The organism is Amycolatopsis tucumanensis, from assembly GCF_021654135.1.
Taxonomy (GTDB): Bacteria; Actinomycetota; Actinomycetes; order Mycobacteriales; family Pseudonocardiaceae; genus Amycolatopsis_E; species Amycolatopsis_E tucumanensis.
Genome location: NZ_JAKGSD010000009.1, coordinates 15,033 through 32,372, shown reverse-complemented (window position 1 = coordinate 32,372; position 17,340 = coordinate 15,033). Strand labels below are relative to the sequence as shown.

17 protein-coding genes and 1 tRNA gene are annotated in these 17,340 nt (G+C 69.1%); 9 read left to right on the top strand and 9 right to left on the bottom strand.

From position 1 onward, the window contains the following. Nucleotides 1-89 precede the first annotated feature (89 nt). Nucleotides 90-962 (bottom strand): LLM class F420-dependent oxidoreductase, encoded by an 873-nt coding sequence (locus tag L2C96_RS11880; RefSeq protein WP_237336183.1) that lies wholly within the window; start codon nucleotides 960-962, stop codon nucleotides 90-92. Between the two features lie 27 nt (nucleotides 963-989). Continuing rightward, nucleotides 990-1,931, bottom strand: coding sequence for a YncE family protein (locus L2C96_RS11875; protein ID WP_237336182.1), 942 nt, complete (start codon nucleotides 1,929-1,931; stop codon nucleotides 990-992). Nucleotides 1,932-2,073: 142 nt separating this feature from the next. Between L2C96_RS11875 and htpX the strand changes: the two genes are divergently transcribed. Then, nucleotides 2,074-2,940 (top strand): zinc metalloprotease HtpX, encoded by an 867-nt coding sequence (gene htpX, locus L2C96_RS11870; RefSeq protein WP_020417478.1) that lies wholly within the window; start codon nucleotides 2,074-2,076, stop codon nucleotides 2,938-2,940. 160 nt (nucleotides 2,941-3,100) lie between these two features. On the opposite strand, the gene L2C96_RS11865 is transcribed toward htpX, so the two are convergent. Together L2C96_RS11865 and rfbA are read right to left on the bottom strand one after the other, a co-directional pair. After that, nucleotides 3,101-3,598 carry a hypothetical protein gene (locus tag L2C96_RS11865; protein WP_237336181.1) on the bottom strand — a complete coding sequence of 166 codons (498 nt, stop codon included), beginning with the start codon at nucleotides 3,596-3,598 and terminating at the stop codon, nucleotides 3,101-3,103. Continuing rightward, on the bottom strand, nucleotides 3,598-4,479 hold the full coding sequence (rfbA, locus tag L2C96_RS11860) for a glucose-1-phosphate thymidylyltransferase RfbA (protein ID WP_237336180.1): 882 nt from the start codon (nucleotides 4,477-4,479) through the stop codon (nucleotides 3,598-3,600). The genes L2C96_RS11865 and rfbA overlap by 1 nt, the downstream gene beginning before the upstream one ends. An 87-nt stretch (nucleotides 4,480-4,566) precedes the next feature. Between rfbA and L2C96_RS11855 the strand changes: the two genes are divergently transcribed. From L2C96_RS11855 to L2C96_RS11845, 3 genes are read left to right on the top strand one after another with little or no spacing between them, the layout of a single operon-like run. Beyond that, the gene (locus tag L2C96_RS11855; protein WP_237336179.1) at nucleotides 4,567-5,433 is read left to right on the top strand and encodes an alpha/beta fold hydrolase; all 867 of its coding nucleotides are present in this window, start codon (nucleotides 4,567-4,569) and stop codon (nucleotides 5,431-5,433) included. A 4-nt stretch (nucleotides 5,434-5,437) separates the two neighbouring features. Then, nucleotides 5,438-6,028: a TetR/AcrR family transcriptional regulator gene (locus L2C96_RS11850; protein WP_027935781.1), complete on the top strand. Its 591-nt coding sequence runs from the start codon at nucleotides 5,438-5,440 to the stop codon at nucleotides 6,026-6,028. Nucleotides 6,029-6,039: 11 nt separating this feature from the next. Beyond that, on the top strand, nucleotides 6,040-6,705 hold the full coding sequence (locus tag L2C96_RS11845) for a DsbA family oxidoreductase (protein ID WP_237336178.1): 666 nt from the start codon (nucleotides 6,040-6,042) through the stop codon (nucleotides 6,703-6,705). On the opposite strand, the gene L2C96_RS11840 is transcribed toward L2C96_RS11845, so the two are convergent. After that, nucleotides 6,678-7,814, bottom strand: a complete 1,137-nt coding sequence (locus L2C96_RS11840) for a sialidase family protein (RefSeq protein ID WP_237336177.1) — start codon at nucleotides 7,812-7,814, stop codon at nucleotides 6,678-6,680. The two genes, L2C96_RS11845 and L2C96_RS11840, sit on opposite strands and share 28 nt — an antisense overlap. A 197-nt stretch (nucleotides 7,815-8,011) precedes the next feature. On the opposite strand from L2C96_RS11840, the gene L2C96_RS44420 reads away from it, so the two are divergent. From L2C96_RS44420 to L2C96_RS11830, 3 genes are all read left to right on the top strand, one after another. Beyond that, nucleotides 8,012-8,140, top strand: coding sequence for a hypothetical protein (locus L2C96_RS44420; RefSeq protein WP_020417485.1), 129 nt, complete (start codon nucleotides 8,012-8,014; stop codon nucleotides 8,138-8,140). Between the two features lie 63 nt (nucleotides 8,141-8,203). Beyond that, entirely contained in the window at nucleotides 8,204-11,056 is a 2,853-nt protein-coding gene (locus L2C96_RS11835) for a lantibiotic dehydratase (RefSeq protein WP_237336176.1), read from the top strand. A 148-nt stretch (nucleotides 11,057-11,204) separates the two neighbouring features. Continuing rightward, nucleotides 11,205-12,356 (top strand): lanthionine synthetase C family protein, encoded by a 1,152-nt coding sequence (locus L2C96_RS11830; protein WP_237336175.1) that lies wholly within the window; start codon nucleotides 11,205-11,207, stop codon nucleotides 12,354-12,356. Between the two features lie 3 nt (nucleotides 12,357-12,359). Here L2C96_RS11830 and L2C96_RS11825 read toward each other — a convergent pair whose 3' ends face one another. Then, a complete protein-coding gene (locus L2C96_RS11825; protein WP_017986513.1) occupies nucleotides 12,360-12,851 on the bottom strand; it encodes a YajQ family cyclic di-GMP-binding protein in 492 nt (163 codons plus the stop codon). A 116-nt stretch (nucleotides 12,852-12,967) separates the two neighbouring features. On the opposite strand from L2C96_RS11825, the gene L2C96_RS11820 reads away from it, so the two are divergent. Further along, nucleotides 12,968-13,049, top strand: a tRNA-Tyr gene (locus tag L2C96_RS11820). Between the two features lie 123 nt (nucleotides 13,050-13,172). On the opposite strand, the gene L2C96_RS11815 is transcribed toward L2C96_RS11820, so the two are convergent. From L2C96_RS11815 to L2C96_RS11805, 3 genes are all read right to left on the bottom strand, one after another. After that, nucleotides 13,173-13,328: a hypothetical protein gene (locus L2C96_RS11815; protein ID WP_237336174.1), complete on the bottom strand. Its 156-nt coding sequence runs from the start codon at nucleotides 13,326-13,328 to the stop codon at nucleotides 13,173-13,175. Between the two features lie 210 nt (nucleotides 13,329-13,538). Beyond that, complete coding sequence (locus L2C96_RS11810; protein WP_237336173.1) at nucleotides 13,539-14,903, bottom strand: AlbA family DNA-binding domain-containing protein; 1,365 nt, start codon at nucleotides 14,901-14,903, stop codon at nucleotides 13,539-13,541. A 7-nt stretch (nucleotides 14,904-14,910) separates the two neighbouring features. Continuing rightward, the gene (locus tag L2C96_RS11805; protein WP_237336172.1) at nucleotides 14,911-15,300 is read right to left on the bottom strand and encodes a DUF262 domain-containing protein; all 390 of its coding nucleotides are present in this window, start codon (nucleotides 15,298-15,300) and stop codon (nucleotides 14,911-14,913) included. Nucleotides 15,301-15,804: 504 nt separating this feature from the next. On the opposite strand from L2C96_RS11805, the gene L2C96_RS11800 reads away from it, so the two are divergent. Continuing rightward, a complete protein-coding gene (locus L2C96_RS11800) occupies nucleotides 15,805-17,322 on the top strand; it encodes a molybdopterin-dependent oxidoreductase (protein ID WP_237336171.1) in 1,518 nt (505 codons plus the stop codon). Nucleotides 17,323-17,340: the final 18 nt, after the last annotated feature.

Sequence of the window (17,340 nt, the reverse complement as noted above, 5' to 3'; positions counted from 1 at the left end):
GGGCGGAGATCGTTACGGCGCCGGGCAGCTGGAAAACCGCTTACCCGGTGCGGTATCCGCGGGGAAGAAACCGCCCGGCGCGGCGCCGTTCACAGCGCTTCGGCGTAGGGGATGACGTCCTCGGCGAAGACGTCGATCAGGCGGAGGTCCGGAATTCCCGGTATCGAGCCGATCACGCCGTCGATCCCCAGCTCGGCCAGCCGGCTCAGTTCGGCCTTGAGGTCCCCGCTCTTCTCGCCGTCCGGGCCGATGTCGAGCGGGTGGTAGACGGTTTTGGTGATCTCGTCGTAATCGCGTCCTTCGGTTTCGCAATGCGCGCGCAGGACGTCGAGTTTGTGTTCGAGTTCCGGCCCGTTGAAGATGTTGCAGGCGTCGGCGTACTTCGCGACGAACCGCAGGGTCTTCTTCTCTCCGCTGCCGCCGACCATGATCGGCGGGTGCGGTGTGGACAGCGCCTGCGGGACGTTGAGCAGCCGCTCGGCCTCGATGTGCGCGCTGGAGAACGGGCCGTCGTCGTCCGACCACATCCGCAGCACGTACTGCAGGGTCTCTTCGAGCATCTGGAAGCGTTCCGCGGTCGGCGGGAACGGGAAGCCGAGGCCGCGGGACTCCTCCTCGTTCCAGCCCGCGCCGATGCCGAGCATGCCCCGGCCGCCGGAGAGGACGTCGAGGGTGGTGACGGCCTTGGCCAGCACGCCGGGCTGGCGGTAGAGGACGCCGGTGATGACGGTGAGCAGCTTGGCGCTCCGGGTGTGCGCGGCGAGGTAGCCGAGGGTCGTGTAGGCCTCGAGCATGTCGTTCTCGGTGGGGCCGACGCCGCGGATCTGGAAGAAGTGGTCCATCACGGCGAGGTATCCGAACCCGGCGTCGTCAGCGGCGCGAGCGACCTCGGCGAGTTCGCGGCCCAGAGCGGTGGGTCCGTTCGGCCAGGTGAAGTCGGGGATCTGCAATCCGAGTTTCATGGACTCCTGGTACCCGGTGCCGGGAATTCAGAATCCGGTGATCACGTGCAGGCGGTCGTGCAGTGGGTCGGTGACGTGCACAGCGCCGGTGCGCTGATCGACGGCAACCTGCCCCGGGTTGATGCCGAGCGCGAGCTCGCCGGTGATCTCGCCGCGGGCGCCGTCGATGCGGACGAGCCCGTCCGGGCCGCCGTTGGCGTACACGGTGTGGGTGGCCTGGTGCACCGCGACCGAGGACGCCTCGCTGCGCAGCAGGATCGTGCGGGTCTGCTCGCCGTCGATCACCGTCAGGTGATGGATGCCGGAATTCGCGACGTACACCGTGCCGGTGCCGTGGTGGACGGCGAGCCCGGCCGGCCCGTCCCCGACGGGGATGCTGGCGGTGAACTCGCCCGCGTCCAGGTCGAGGACCTCGACGGTGCCGGTGTGGAGGCCGGCGAAGTACCCGGTGCGCCCATCGATCGCCGCGCTGCTGAACCCCTGACCGGGGGCCTCGATGGTGGCCGCGAGCGCGCCCCGGAAGAGGTCGAGCACGCGAACGGCACCGGCCTCGCCGGAAGCGACATACAGTCGGTATGTATCCGCGTCGAGGGCGAGAGCCGCGGGTTCGGACCCGGACGCGACGACGTTGGTCACCCGCCCGCCGTCGAGGACCGCGGTGGTGCCCGGCGTGCGGTTGGCGACGTAGACCAGGCCGGTGCGCTCGTCGACGGCGAGGTCGGCCGGGACACCCCCGGTCGGCACGGTCGCTACGGTGCGCCCCTGGTCGATCACCGAAACCGTCCGGTCCGCCGTGTTCGCGACGTGGCAGACGCCGGTGACCGGGTTCACCGCGACCGCCTGCGGGCGCCGCCCGACCGGGATCGACGTCAGCAGGGGCGCCGCGCGGGCCGGGGACGGCAGCGCGAGCAGCACCGCGGTCGTGACCAGGCCGAACACCGTGCGGCGGCTGACCTCGGCGGCGCCCATGACCGACCTCCCCGCGATGTTTGGGGTACGCGGGTCGAACGGTAACCCGGAGTGCTCGCCGGCGCGCGCGGAGATCATGAAGGAACTTCACTTCCGTTTCGTGCGTTGGGAAAGCGAGTGTTGGTAAGGAGGCGCAGGGCACGTGCACAAGCACCAGAACGGGCTGAAGACCGCGCTGTTGCTCGGGTTGCTGAGTGCCATCATCATCGCGATCAGTTCACTGTTCGGGCGTGGCGCGTTGTTCGTGGGGCTCGCGCTCGCGCTGGGGATGAACGCCTACGCCTACTTCAAGTCGGACACGCTGGCGCTGCGCGCGATGCGGGCGCGGCCGGTGTCGGAGGCCGAGCAGCCGGTGATGTACCGGATCGTGCGGGAGCTGGCCACGTCGGCGCGCCAGCCGATGCCGCGCCTCTACGTGAGCCCGACCCCCGCGCCGAACGCCTTCGCGACCGGCCGCAACCCGCGGCACGCCGCCGTGTGCTGCACCACCGGCATCCTGGAGCTGCTGGACGAGCGTGAGCTGCGGGCGGTGCTCGGGCACGAGCTGTCGCACGTCTACAACCGCGACATCCTGATCTCGTGCGTCGCCGGTGCGCTCGCGAGCATGGTCAGCGTGCTGGCGAACCTGGCGATGTTCGCCGGCGTGTTCGGCGGCAACGACCGCGAGGGCAACAACCCGCTGGTGTCGCTGCTGATCATCCTGATCGGCCCGATCGCGGCCGGCATCATCCGGATGGGGGTCAGCCGCTCGCGCGAGTACCAGGCGGACGCGTCGGGCGCCGCGCTGACCGGCGACCCGCTCGGCCTGGCCTCCGCGCTGCGCAAACTGGAGTACGGCACCCGCCGGGCGCCGCTGGTGCCGGAGCCGCAGCTGGTCTCGCAGTCGCACCTGATGATCGCGAACCCGTTCCGCCCCGGCGAGTCGTTCTCCCGGTTGTTCTCCACGCACCCGCCGATCGAGGACCGCATCCGCCGCCTGGAGGAGATGGCCCGCCGCGGCCCGTTCTGATCGGCGAGCCGCCCCGTCGCGGTAAGCGGCCGAGTCCCCGCTGTGGGGTCGCGGCACCCGAGATCCCTCGGATCGAGGGCATCGTTCCAATGCCGGGCCGTGGCTTCGAGCGTCCCGGTCCTGACGCTCGAAGCCACGGCACCGCCGCGCGCGGCCCGCCCTAGCGGCGCTTCCGCTTGATCCGCTTTCCCAGCCCCATCGCGTGGTAACCGCTGCGCGGCTGGTCCGGATCCACGACCCACAGGATGTCCCGCGCGGTCTCGGCCTCGTGCTCGTAACCCACCTGCAGGATGGTCCACAGCCCGTTGCGCGCCTTGAGCCGGCAGTGCTCCCCGAGGTCGGCGGGCTGCCCGGCGTAGGAGTCGCCGGACACCAGCACCGCCAGCATGTCCAGGAACTCCACCCGCGCGAAGTCCGGCAGCGGCCCGGCCAGCGCGGCCAGGATGACCTCGACCGCCGGGACCGCCACCTCGAACAGGTTCCCGCTGATCTCCAGGTGGTTGTCCAGCCGCGCGCCGAGCGCTTCGCGTGGCTCGGCCGCCTCCAGGATCGTCTCGAACGTGCCCGGCAGGTGCGCGCCGCTCTGCCCGCAGCCGCACCGCAGCCGGCCCCAGTCGTGCCGCGCCAGCTCGGCGCGCACGAGCCTGCTGACCGCCACTAACCCACGGCCCCCGCGGCACGGGCGCACGCGACCACGTAGTCCCCGTACCCGGACTTCGACAGCTTCAGCCCGAGCGCGAGGCACTCCTCCGGATCGATGTACCCCATCCGCAGCGCGACCTCCTCCAGGCACGCGATTCGCACGCCGGTCCGGTGTTCGAGCACCTGCACGAACTGCCCGGCCTCCAGCAGCGAGTCGTGCGTGCCGGTGTCCAGCCACGCGAACCCGCGGCCCAGCTCGACCAGCTTCGCGCGCCCCTGCCGCAGGTACGTCAGGTTCACGTCGGTGATCTCCAGCTCGCCCCGCTGCGACGGGGTGAGGCCGCGCGCGATCTCGACGACCTGGTTGTCGTAGAAGTACAGCCCGGTGATCGCCTGGTTGGACTTCGGCCGCTCGGGCTTCTCCTCGATCGACACCAGCCTGCCGTCCGCGTCCAGCTCGCCGACGCCGTAGCGCTGCGGGTCCTTCACCGGGTAGCCGAACAGGACGCACCCGTCGAGCGCGGCGACCTCCTGCTGCATCCGCCCGGAGAAGCCCTGCCCGTAGAAGATGTTGTCGCCGAGGATCAGCGCCACGTCGTCATCGCCGATGAAGTCCGCGCCGATGACGAACGCCTCGGCGAGGCCGTTCGGGCTCGGCTGCTCCGCGTAGCTGAGCCGCAGCCCGAACTGGTCGCCGGAGCCGAGCAGGCGCTGGAAGTTGGGCAGGTCGGCCGGCGTCGAGATGATCAGGATCTCCCGGATCCCGGCGAGCATCAGCACCGAGATCGGGTAGTAGATCATCGGCTTGTCGTACACCGGCAACAGCTGCTTCGACACCGCCTGGGTGATCGGGTGCAGACGCGTCCCGCTGCCGCCCGCCAGCACGATGCCCTTCATGTCCCCAGCTCCTTCCGGATCGATCCGGAACCACCCTAGCGTGTCCCTCACTTCACATACATACTGTCTGTATGTATCTTCGGGAGCATGACTCGCTCACCAGCACTCGGGCCGGAAAAGCGCGTGACCCTCCGCCACGGTGACGTCCGCTACTTCGAACGCGGCGAGGGGCGGCCGGTCGTGTTCATCCACGGCGCCGTGGTCAACGCCGATTTATGGCGGCACGTCGTCCCGGATCTCGCCGAAGCCGGCTTCCGGTGCCTCAGCCTCGACCTGCCGCTCGGCGCGCACGAGGTCCCGCTCCGCCCGGACGCCGACCTCAGCCCGACCGGCATCGCCGACCTGATCGCGGACTTCCTCGACGCTCTCGACCTGCCGGACGTCCTCCTGGTCGCGAACGACACGGGCGGCGCCCTCACCCAGATCATGCTGTCGCGCCGCCCCGAGCGGGTCGGCAGCGTCGTGCTGACACCGTGCGACTGCTTCGACCATTTCCTCCCGCCCCTGTTCCAACCGCTCGTCCCGCTCGCCCACATCCCCGGCTCGATGCGCCCGGTCGCCGCGTTGCTGCAGGTCAAGGCCCTGCACCGGTTGCCGTTCGTGTTCGGGTGGGTGACCAAGTACCCGATCCCGGCAGCGATCGTGGAGTCCTACGTCCAGCCGGCCCACCGAAACGCCGCCATCCGTCGCGACCTGCGCAAGTTCCTCCGCGGCGTGCGCCCGAAGTACACGGTGGAAGCCGCGGAGAAGCTGCGTGCGTTCGACAAGCCGGTGCTGCTCGTGTGGGCGGACGAGGACCGGACCTTCCCGCTGCGCCTCGGCAAGCGCCTCGCCGCGACCCTGCCGAACGCGCGCCTGGTCGAGGTTTCCGACTCGTACGCCTTCGTGCCGGAGGACCAGCCGGCCGAGCTGGTGCGGCACATCCTGGCGTTCGCGGGTGTCATGGCAGATTAGGGGCGTGCGCCGTACGCAGGAAGAGCGATCCCAGAGCACCCGGGCCGCGTTGGTGGCGGCCGCCCGCGAGCTGTTCGCCGAGCGCGGCTACCAGGCCGTGCCCGCGGACGAGATCGTGCGCGCCGCCGGGGTGACTCGGGGCGCGCTCTACCACCACTACGGCGACAAGCAGGGCCTGTTCCGCGCCGTGTTCGAGCAGGTCGAGCTGGAGGTCACGGCCGAGGTCGAAGCCGCCACGAAGAACGCGCCGGACCTCGCCACCGGGCTGCTCTTCGCGCTCAAGGCCTTCCTCGACGCGTGCGAGCGCGCCGAGATCCGGCAGATCTCGTTGATCGACGCCCCGGCCGTGCTGGGCTGGACCACGTGGCGCGAGATCGAGGCGGAACACGGCCTCGGGCTGGTCATCGGCGTGCTGCGGGAGGCGGTCGAGCAGGGGCTGATCAAGCCGCTGCCGGTCGACGTGCTGGCCCAGCTCGTGCTCAGCGCCGTGAACGAGGCGGCGCTGATGATCACCCACGCGGACAACCCCGCCCAGGCCCGGTCGGATGCCGAGCAGGTACTCGCGACGTGGTTGATCGGCCTCCTCGCGGAATAACGCCGGGCCGCGTGGCGTTCGCCGGGATCGTGCAGGTGGAGATCTGGTCCGATGTCGTGTGCCCGTGGTGCTACCTCGGCAAGCGGCGCTTCGAGCGCGCGCTGGCCGGGTTCGAGCACCGTGACCAGGTCGAGGTGACCTTCCGGTCCTTCGAACTGGACCCGCGCGCACCGCGTGAGCCCCAGCCGAAGGCGGCGCTGATCGCCGCGAAGTACGGGATCAGCGAGGCGGAGTTCGCCGCGAACGAGGAGCGCCTGACGCAGCTCGCCGCGGCGGAGGGGCTGGAGTACCACCTGGACGGTGGTGTCATCGGCAACACGTTCGACGCCCACCGCGTGCTGCAGCTCGCCCGTGAGCGCGGCGTGCAGGACGCCGTCGCCGAGCGGTTGTTCCGCGCCTACTTCACCGAGCGGCGTTCGGTCTTCGACGAGGAGTCGCTCGTCGAGCTGGCCGCGGAGTCCGGGTTGGACGCCGACGAGGTCCGCCGGGCGCTGGCCGACGGCGCGTACGCCGACGAGGTCCGCGCGGACATCGACCAGGCCCGCGCGCTCGGCGCGAACGGCGTGCCGTTCTTCGTCTTCGACCGCCGTTACGGGGTGTCCGGCGCCCAGTCCACCGAGACCTTCGCGGCTGCGCTGGACAAGGCGTATCAGGACGCCGAGCCCTTGCCGAAGTAGATCTTGCAGACGTCGCCGTCGTAGTCGGCGGCCAGTTCGAGGACGTTGCGGCCGTCGTCCACCGGCAACAGCGACGAGCTGTAGTTCGGGCAGAAGTTGTTGTAGGCGCGCGGAACGTGCACCGGCGCGGGCAGTTCGTACCAGTTGCCCGCGCCGAAGTCGTCGTTGGCGAGCAGCACCTGGCCGTTGGACGGCAGCGGAGCGCCGGCGCGGTCGGTGTAGATCTGGCCGACCATCAGGAGCCGAACGCCGTTCGGTCCGCCGGGGAAAACCGCGACGTTGTGGGCGTGCTGGAAGTAGTTGCCGTTCGCCGTCACGACGCGGGTGCCCGGGTCGGCGGGGTCGCCGTAGTTGGCGCCGTCGGGTGAGATCTTGAAGTACGGGTCGCAGTAGCGCTCGCCGTAGTTGCAGATCTCGTAGCCGAAGTAGTAGCGGCCGTCGGGCAGTTTCCGCACGATCGGCATGCCCGGGCGGACGCGGTCGGGCGAGATCGCGACCGTGCTCTGCTTGGTGCCCCAGGTGACGCCGTCGGTGGACGCGACGCGGTTGAGCACCTGGCTGTGGCGTGGCGCCTCGGTTTCGTCGGCGTAGTGCATCCACAGTGTCCCGCCGGAGTCCACTGTGAACTCCGGCTCGAACACGCCGTCGTGGTTGTGCGAGCGGGCGGCTTCGGACAGGAAGCTCCAGTTCCGGCCACCGTCCGAACTGGACCAGATCCGGATCGACATGCGACGGCCCGCGCCGCCGTTCTGGCCGTAGGACGCCGCCCACAGCAGCGTGCCCGCCCGCAGCCGGCCGACTCGTCGCGGCAGTTCGTAGATGCTGCCGCAGCACTCGCCCTGCGCGCCCGCCGGATCGCGCACCTCGCCGATCTGTCGGAACGACGCGCCTTCGTCGGTGCTCTCGTAGATCCGCGCGAACGCGCCGCCGCCGTCCCAGCTGTTCACGGACGCGACGATCCGGCCACGCCGGAACGGCGCGTGTTCCAGGCGGATGACCCGGGGGTAGGCCCCGACACCGAGTTCGGTGCGCTGCGCCGCGTGCGCCGGAACCGTCAGCACGCCCGTCGTGGCCAGCAGCGTGAGCATCAGCGCGGCCATCCGGCGCATTGGTGCCTCCCCTTCACTCTCAGCAGCGGAATTAGACCACAGGGTGATCACCGGCCGGGCGGTGAAGGTGGGCAAAAGGCAACTTTGTAGCGCAATAGCACGTTAGAATCAACCTCTTGCTGGATCGTTGAACGATCCCCTACGTTCGGAAGGCAGTGGCACAAGCCACAGTTCACGACGAAGGAGAGGCAAATCCCGTGGAAAACCTTGCTCCCGAGGACTTCGACCTGGACCTCCGCATCTCGACTCCGGCGCAGGACGGGGACCTGCTGACGAACAAGTCGGGCTTCAGCGACATCTGCGCCACCCTGTGGCCGTCCTGCTGACCTGATCCCCGGGTGGCGGGTCCTGCGGGGGACCCGCCACCCGTCCAGCCGGGAGGCGAAGCGATGTTCACGTGTGCCGGCCCGGCCCTGCTGAGAGCGGCGGTGCGACCGCGCACGACAGGGCCGATCCCGCCGCTGGAGGTGCTCGCGGCGGACGAAACCCTGATGGAGGCGGTCGAAGCGGCCAGCCCCAGCCTGGCCCGCGACGTCCTCCGCGTGGTGCGCGGCGAACCGGTCAAGGACAAGGTCCGCCGGCGCAGCGCGCTCGCCCTCGCCAAGTACCACCTGCGCCTGACCGGCAGGCCGACGCCGTTCGGGCTGTTCGCCGGCGTCGCGCCCGTGCGTCTCGGCGACCAGCCGGAGTTGCGGATCGGGCAGCAGCACCGTCCGGCCAGCCGGACGGATGCCGAGTGGCTGGACGGGGTGCTGCGGCAGCTGCGGACCGATCCGGTGGTCCTGCCGCGGACGGTCCTGGTCGCCAACAACGTCAGCGTCGTCCGCGGTGATCGCCTCGTGCTGCCCGAACGGTACGAAGACGCGCATCGCCGGGAAGCTTCGATCCGGTTCACGCCGCTGGTGCGCGCGGTGCGGGAGATGACGCGCACGCCGGTTCCGTGGCCCGACCTGGTGGCGCAGTTGTGCCGCCGCTTCCGGCGCACCGGGTTCGATGGCGTGCTGCGGCAGCTCGTCGAGGTCGGGGTGCTGCTCACGGACCTGGACCCGCCGCCGGACTGCGTCGACCCGCTCGCCCACGTGCTCGGCCGGGTGCCTGACGGGCATCCGGTGCACGCGGAGTTGAGCGCGATCCGGCGCGAGTTGCGGGCCGCGGATGCGGCAGTGCCGGACCGTCGGGCGCGCCGGCGTGCGGTGGTGGCCCGGATGCGGGCGCTGCACGACACGGACGACGTCATCCAGACCGACCTGCGCCTGGACGTCTCGGCGACGTTGCCCGCCGAGCTCGGTGCGGAAGCCGCGCGAGCCGCGGATGCGTTGTGGCGACTGGGCTCCACGGCCGGACCGTCCTGGTCGGACTCTTACCGAGAGCGCTTTCTGGAGCGGTACGGCAGTGACCGCCTGGTGCCGGTGCTGGAACTGCTCGACGACACCCGCGGCCTCGGGCTGCCGTCGTTTTCGCCGGGTCCTTCGCGTCCCGGGCCCCGTGGCCTGATCGAGCACCTGCTCGCCGCGGCGCGCGAGGGGCGTGACGAGATCGCACTCGACGACGAACTGGTCGATTCGCTCGCCGAGGACCCGCCCGCGCGGCGGCCGGTGTCGATGGAGTTGTGCGCGGAGGTGCTCGCGCCCAGCTGGGACGCCTTGTGCGCGGGCGAGTTCCGGCTGGTCGTCGGTGAGAACCTGGGGTCGCCGCAGGCCGGGTCGACGATCGCGCGGTTCGCGCACCTGATGCCCGAGCTCGACGACGAGCTGACCGAGCTGGTCCGCGACGGCGCGCCTTCCGGTGCCGCGCAGGTGGCCTGCCGCCCGCGGACGATCCGGTCGGCGAACGTCGCGTCGGTGCCGCAGCGGCTTCCGGCGCGCATCCCGGTGAGCTGCGGCCCGGCGTACGCGGACGTTCCCGACCTGCGGCTGGACGAGCTGGCCGTGGGCGCGACGCAGGACGAGTTGTACGTCTTCGACCTGGCGTCCGGGCGGCGCGTGGTCCCGGTCTCCGGGTCGATGCTGAACCCGCGCAGCGGGCACGTCCCGCCGGTGGCGCGGTTCCTGCTCGAGCTGGGGGAGCAGGAGAACCCGTCGTGCCTGCCGTGGCGGTGGGGCGACTTGTCGACAGCTCCGGCGCTGCCGCGGGTCCGGTACGGCCGGACCGTGCTCGCGCCGGCTCGGTGGCTGCCCAGCCGGGAGATGCTGGACCCCTCGTCCGACTGGTCGGACGCCGTCCGGAGGTGGCGACAGCGGTGGGACGTGCCCAGACGGGTGCAGCTGACCAGTTCGGACAACCGGATCCCGATCGACCTGACGGACGACGGGCACCTCGCGGTGTTCCGCGCCGAGCTGCGGAAGACGCCGCGGCTGGTGGTGCAGGAGGTCCTGTCGCAGGGCGATGGCTGGCTGGACGGCCACGCGTGCGAGGTCGTGTTCCAGCTGTTCGGGGAGCGCCCCGCGGCCCGCCCGGCGCCGGTCACGCGGACCCGGTCCGAAATGCTGGATCTGCCGGGTGGCGACTGGTTGTACGCCAAGCTCTACGCGGGGGACGCGGCGCAGCGGCAGATCCTGCGGTCGCACCTGGCCGATCTCGTGGCGGATGTGGAGGACTGGCACTTCGTCCGGTATGCCGATCCTGATCCGCATATCCGGATCCGGTTCGCGGGCAAGCCGGGCACGCTGTGGACGACGTTGTTGCCCCGCCTGCACGCGTGGGCGGCCGGGCTGTGTGCGGACGGGTTGGCGTCCCGGCTGGTGCTGGACAGCTACGACCCCGAGGTCGAGCGGTACGGCGGCCAGGACGCGATCGCCGCGGCGGAGCGGGTCTTCCACGCCGACTCGCTGGTCGCGCTGGGGATGCTGGAGCGGGAGGCGGACGACCTGGCGGTGGCGTCGAGCGTGCTGGACCTGGTCCGGCATTTCGGACAGCCGTCGGAGGTCCTGGACTGGCTGGCGGCATCGGTGCCACTCGACCTGCGGCGACGCGTGCCCCGCGACCGGCGCGAGTCCCTCGCCGCGGCGATCGATGCCACCGGTCGTCCGTCACTGGACCAACCGTGGAGACACCGGAGCCGGGCTGTCGCGGACTACCTGAAGCGCCTGTCGCCGGAGCGGTACGGCCGGGTGGCGTTGAGCCTGGCGCACATGCACTGCAACCGCCTGTTCGGGATCGACCGGGCGCGGGAGCAGGAGGTGTACGCGCTGGTCCACGGGGCGCTGACGCTGCGACTGGACCGCGGGAAGCACGGCCGATGAGGGCCGCGAAGAGCGGTCAGCGCTGGTGGCCCGGCGGTCCCAGGGACCACGACTTCCGAGGAGGAGCGGTGAGCACTGCTGTCGCGATCCGGCGGGCGCGGCCCCAGGGGATCAACCGTCACCATCGCACGACTTCCGAGGAGGAGCGGTGAGCACAGCTGTCGTCACGCGGCGGGCGAGGGCTCAGGAGATCGCGTTGGAGGTGGGCGATCGCCTGCGCTCGGTGCGTGATCGCGGCCCTGGCCTGCTCGACGGCCACCCCGGCCTCGCGGTTCTGCACGCCGCACTGTCCGCCTGGGACCCTGCGCGGGCGGCGGTCGCTCATGCTCACCTGGCCGCGTCGGGCGAGGTCGCGCCGGAGGCGGTCGTGCCCGCGGTCCTGGTGCACCGGGCCGTGCACGGCGGCGGGTACGACGGGCTGCTGCGCAAGGCCGGCGCGGCGCTCGCGGAGGTGTGCGAGTCCTGGCCGCAGCGCGACCGGCCGGCCGCCGCGGACTACGACGTGATCACCGGGCTCGCCGGCAAGGGACGGTTGTTGCTCGCGCTCGGCGGCGACCGGTGCCTGACCGCGCTGGAGGGCGTGCTGGAGCGCCTGGTCGCGTTGACGCGGCCGGTGCTGGTGGACGGTCACGAGGTGCCCGGGTGGTGGTGCGCGCCGGAGCGGTACGCGGTGGACGCGGACCGCGAGCGCTACCCGCGGGGCGACTTCGACGCCGGCCTGGCGCACGGCATCAGTGGTCCACTCGCGCTGTTGTCACTGGCCCACCGGCACGGCCTCCGGGTGGCCGGGATGATCGACGCGATGCGGGTGGTCGTCGACTGGTTGTTGCGGTGGTCGTGGACGGACGAGTCCGGGGTGGGCTGGCCGTCGCGGGTGGGGTTCGACGCGCAGGTGCGGGGCTCGGCGGTGCCGGCGTCGCGGTCGGCGTGGTGTTACGGCACGGCCGGGGTGGCGCACGCGCTGCACCTGGCGGCCACCGAGCTGGGCGACGCGGGCGCGGCCGGGCTGGCGGTGGCCGCGATGCGCCGGCCGGGCCCGGCGGAGGGCCCGACCGTGTGCCACGGGGACGCCGGGTTGCTGCAGGTCAGCGTGCGGATGGGGGTCCCGGCCGACCGGATCGCCGACCGGGTCCTGGCCGCGTTCGACCCGTCGGCGCCGTTCGGTTTCCGGCACCGCCTGCACACCGGCGGGTGGGCGGACGAGCCCGGGTTGTTGCAGGGCGCCGCCGGGGTGGCGCTGGCGCTGGCGAGCTACGCAGGCAACCCGGCCCCGTGGGATGTCGCGCTGTTGCTGGCCTGAGGGTCAGCGGTAGTTGGTGAACTGCAGCGCGATGCCGAAGTCCTTGTCCTTCAGCATGGCGATGACGTCCTGCAGGTGGTCCTTCTTCTTGCCGGAGACGCGGAGCTGGTCGCCCTGGATCTGCGCCTGGACGCCCTTGGGGCCCTCGTCGCGGATCACCTTGGCGATCTGCTTGGCCTTGTCGGAGGCGATGCCCTGGAGGATCTTGCCGTTCACCTTGTAGGTCTTGCCGGACACCGCGGGCTCGTCGGCCTCGAACGCCTTCAGCGAGATGCCCCGCTTGATCAGCTTCTCCTTGAACACCTCGACCGCGGCCTTCACGCGCTCCTCGGTGTCGGCCTCGATCGTCACGGCTTCCTCGCCGGCCCAGGAGACCTTGGCGTTGACGCCGCGGAAGTCGAAGCGGGTGGAAAGCTCCTTGGCCGCCTGGTTCAGGGCGTTGTCGACCTCCTGCCGGTCGACCTTGCTCACCACGTCGAATGACGGATCCGCCACGTGTCCTACCTCGTCGTTTCGCTTGTCGGCTGACCACACCATAGCGCCGCCCCCACCCCCGTCGGAGGCCCGCCGGAGGGTTGGTAAGCTAGTCCCCGACCGGGACGCCCGGTCATGGCGGGTTGCCCGAGCGGCCAAAGGGATCTGACTGTAAATCAGACGGCACTGCCTTCGGGGGTTCGAATCCCTCACCCGCCACATCCCACGAAACGCCCCGTTGACCTGCGAAAACAGGTCGCCGGGGCTTTCTTCGTATGTGCGGTGGTGGGCAGTGCTGGGCCGTGCGTGACGGGTGCTCGCGGCAAAGGCGCGGCATACCGCTCAGCGGCCCTCCAGGGCCCTCTGGACGCGGTCCCGGGCGGCCTGCTCGCCCCCATCGAGGCACTTGGCGTAGACCCGCAGGAGCACGGACAGGCTGTGCCCGGCCCACTTGGCGACGCGGGTGGCCTCGACACCGCCGTTGAGCCACGTCGACACAGCGGCGTGCCGGAGGTCATATGGCCGCCCTGCCCGGGTACCGCTGCAATGGTCGGCCGTTTAGCGCGGTTCCGAACTTGGTCAGGTGCTCGTGCAGCAGTTTCGTGAGCGATGTCGCGCACGGGACGGTCTGGCCGCCGTCCTCGTCGCGATGCTTGAGCGAACCTTTTCCCCGGAACTGCTTACTCGACACGATCAGTTCGAGAGTTACTAGAACCTTCGGCCTATCTGCGCTGCTTCTCGCTGTCCAGTTGCCATTACAGTTTCGTCGCCACGGCGGAAGTACACGTCATCTCCAAAGAACGAAAGGTCCTTCTGGGGTGGCACCGAGATTATGATCAAACCAAGCCCGTAGTAGTCGTTGAAGTCGATGGAAGAGAGCACGTCATCCCGCAGCGGTTGGCTGAGCGGTGATTGCCGGACCGCGTTTTTCCAGCGAGCAAAGTACTCTTCAGGGCTTTCTTTTAGGGCTTTGGCCTCTCGTTTGACGCCCACGACCAAGCGTTGACCCACCCTGCGGGGTTCAACTCCGTCAAGAGCCCTTATGCGCGCCGCCGCCGAATCCTTGTCAGTGACACCGATAATGATCGATCCGGTGCGATCCTGCCCGTTATTGGCAATCGCGCAGATCGTCTTGAGGACTTTGTCGAAGACCCCATTGTCTATCTTTCTGGGCGACTTGAGTTCGAGGATCTCCTGCTTTAGCTCGTAGTGTGGCAACTCAATTTCCGAGCGCCGGATCACGACATCAATGTCTGTTGTCGAATGATTTGCCGAGTAGTCCCGTGGGCTGCCTGACACCAGATGTGGGAAGATTAGCCCCTTCACTGTATCGGCGTTCTTCCTTCGCTCAACCGAAGCGGTGGATTTGCGGCTCGTGTCGATCCGGCTGTAGAGACCGGAGATGGCCCTCTTGACCCCCGCGTAGTCTGCGATCTTCTTTTGACTGCCTATCAGTGCCTCGTGAAATGCAATCATGAGGATTGTAAAGACCGCCGGGAAAGGATTGGTACTCCTCCGCTCGAAGATGATGTTACGAAGTTTACTTGGTGTGCCCGCTTCGCAAACTTTGAGGAGTTCATCAATGCAATACTTGAGCTCCTGCTTGAAGCGGTCGGCTCCGTAGACATCGAGAGCATCGATGATTCTCTGGCTTTCCGCGCTATCTGCTTGGTAGATAGAATCGAGTGCCTCCTTGGAGCGCTCGATTAGTTGACCTCCAATGATGCTAGCAGCGATGTCTGCGAGACATTGCTCATCCATTGAGTCGCGGAGATCCGTCGAGCGAAGTATCCCTTGGTTTACCCAGAACACTTCGTCGGCGACGACCTCATAGCCGTGTTTTGTCATCGGAAGGTCAACACTAATGGACGGCATTTTATCAAGTCCGAGAATATCACTGGATGCGTCTCCGCGAATCTCGCACGCAAGCTCACGTACCAGTGTTGAGAAGTCATCCTGAACGCCTGCTTGTCGCCGCTCCTGGTCGCTAAGCCGATGACCGTACGTGTTGATCCGTGCGAATACGTCGTCGATCTCCTTCTCGGTTGCTCCTCGCATCACTGAGATCGCCAAGGAGTAGTCAAGAAATGTGCTGATTTTCGCGCGCGTTTAGTCTCTCGCCGTCCTCTTTTGGCTCGAACTTCTCTTCGTCGGCGCGGGTTTTGGCGGTCGGGAACTGTGAGATGTCAAAGAACTTTCCGTCGAGAGTTGGAAAGCTGGTCTCGATAAAGGAGACGAGAGTGTGGAGGCGCTGCAATCCGTCGATCACCTCGTAGTCGCCCGTATCGCGTTCGGCGAGAAGTATGGCTGGAACCGGATACTTCTGTAGGACCGACTCGACGAGCTTCTGCTTCTCGACCTGGGTCCACACCAGCTTTCGCTGGTATCTGCGGTTTACGTACAGGCGCCCCTCGCTGTACCACGAGTAGATGGACTGTACGGACTTCGGCTGCGAGTCGAGTTCGGCCACCTGATGACCTTGCCATAGCGATGACCGTAGTTCAACGCGTCGTGGGGCACTCAAACGACGAAGGCACGCTTACGTCAGAAATTGGCAAGATGCGTTGAGGGCTTGACGGAAAGCGCCCAAATGGTCGGGTCTCAGGACATGCCGCTTCCAGCGGCGACAAGTCGACGTGGTTACCCAAAACAGCGGAAAGCGATGCCTGTAGCGGCGGTCCTCGCCGCCAAGGGCCGAACCTCCCGCTCGAAGCGGGCGTGGTTCTGCCGGTTCACCGCTTCTGGAGCTTCAGTCGCAAGGCCCATTACGACGACACGGGCAACGTCCCGCCGGAGCCGGTCGCAGCGGGCGGGAGTTGTGGGCTCAACAGCTTCCGCACATTCACGACAAGATCAGCGATGCCTTTGGCGTGCCGCGGTGCCTGAACAAGCGGGTTGAGTGGCGGCGCCAGCGTGAGCGACCACCAGCCAAGACCGGACCAATACTCGCCCCCGGTGGCTGCGAATCGGGGGTATGGCTACTGCGACCACGAACACCCGGCCCGAGCGGCTGTCCCTCGTTCGCGCGGCGCTTTGTGGCGTGCTCGCGCTGGCTGCGGCCCTCGCGGCTGGGCATCTCGTCGCTGGGCTCGTCAACGGCAACGCGTCGCCGTACCTCGCGGTCGGGAACACCGCGATCGACCTGACTCCGTTGTCCCTCAAGGACTTTGCGGTACGTACATTCGGTACGTATGACAAGCTCGTCCTGCTCGTGGGGATGGGCATCGTCCTCCTGGTGGTCGCCGCGGGGGCTGGGGTCGCGTCGCGGCGGTCGGTTTGGCCGGGGGGCCTCGTCATCGTGCTGTTCGGGCTCGTCGGCGTCGCCGCGGTGGCCGCGCGGCCCGATCTGAACACGGCAGCGCTCGCCGCGCCCCTGGTCAGCCTCGTCGTCGGCGTCGGGGTGTTCCGCCTCCTGCACCGCGGCGCGCGCCACGACGCGTCGCGGCGGTCGTTCCTGCTCGTCGCGGGCGGGGCGGTCCTCGCGGGGGTCGGGGGACAACTGCTGGGCCGCACCCGCGACGCGGCGAGCTCCCGGGCCGCGGTTGGGCCTCTCGTGCCCGCCCGCACCGCGCCGGCCATCCCGCTCGACGCCGACTTCGCGCGCTTCGGCACACCGCCCTTCCTCACCCCCAACCGCGACTTCTACCGCGTCGACACCGCGCTCACCGTCCCGCAACTGCGCACCGAGGACTGGTCGTTGCGCCTCCACGGCCTGGTCCGCGCCGAAGAGCGCTACACCTACGCCGACATCCACGACCGCCCGCTCGTCGAGCGCACCATCACCATGACCTGCGTCTCCAACGAGGTCGGCGGCCCCTACACCTCCACCGCGAACTTCACCGGCGTCGACCTCGCCGACCTGCTCGACGAAGCCGGCATCCAGCCGGGCGCCGAGCAGCTTTTCGCCACCAGCGTCGACGGCTGGACCTCCGGCACGCCCGTCACCGCCGCGGCCGACCGCACCCGCGGCGCCATGCTCGCGCTCGGGATGAACGGCGAGCCACTGCCGTTGGAACACGGCTTCCCGGCCCGCCTCGTCATCCCCGGCCTCTACGGCTACGTCTCCGCCACCAAATGGGTCGTCGACCTCGAAGTCACCACCTGGCAGGCCCGCCAGGCGTACTGGCTGCGGCGCGGCTGGGCCGAACAGGCGCCGATCAAGACGCAGTCCCGCATCGACTTCCCCAAGGGCTTCGCGACCGTGCCGGCCGGGACGGTGCGCGTCGGCGGGATCGCGTGGGCTCAGCACACCGGCGTCGACCGGGTCGAGGTGCGGCTGGACAACGGCCCCTGGCAGGACGCGCGACTGTCCACAGAGGTCAACTCCGACACGTGGCGCATGTGGTACGCGGATCTGCCGGTCTCCCCAGGGTTCCACCAGGTCACCTGCCGCGCCACCGACCGCTCCGGTTACACCCAGACCCAGGACCGCGCGGGCACCGTGCCCGACGGCGCGACGGGCTGGCACGGAATTTCATTTACTGCCAACTGAACCCAATCCGGCGCGGAA

Bases quoted from the DNA above. Each gene is read 5' to 3' on its own strand.
- L2C96_RS11880 (WP_237336183.1), bottom strand. From the start codon at position 962: ATGAAACTCGGATTGCAGATCCCCGACTTCACCTGGCCGAACGGACCC.
- L2C96_RS11875 (WP_237336182.1), bottom strand. From the start codon at position 1,931: ATGGGCGCCGCCGAGGTCAGCCGCCGCACGGTGTTCGGCCTGGTCACG.
- rfbA (WP_237336180.1), bottom strand. From the start codon at position 4,479: ATGAAGGGCATCGTGCTGGCGGGCGGCAGCGGGACGCGTCTGCACCCG.
- L2C96_RS11855 (WP_237336179.1), top strand. From the start codon at position 4,567: ATGACTCGCTCACCAGCACTCGGGCCGGAAAAGCGCGTGACCCTCCGC.
- L2C96_RS11840 (WP_237336177.1), bottom strand. From the start codon at position 7,814: ATGCGCCGGATGGCCGCGCTGATGCTCACGCTGCTGGCCACGACGGGC.
- L2C96_RS11835 (WP_237336176.1), top strand. From the start codon at position 8,204: ATGTTCACGTGTGCCGGCCCGGCCCTGCTGAGAGCGGCGGTGCGACCG.
- L2C96_RS11800 (WP_237336171.1), top strand. From the start codon at position 15,805: ATGGCTACTGCGACCACGAACACCCGGCCCGAGCGGCTGTCCCTCGTT.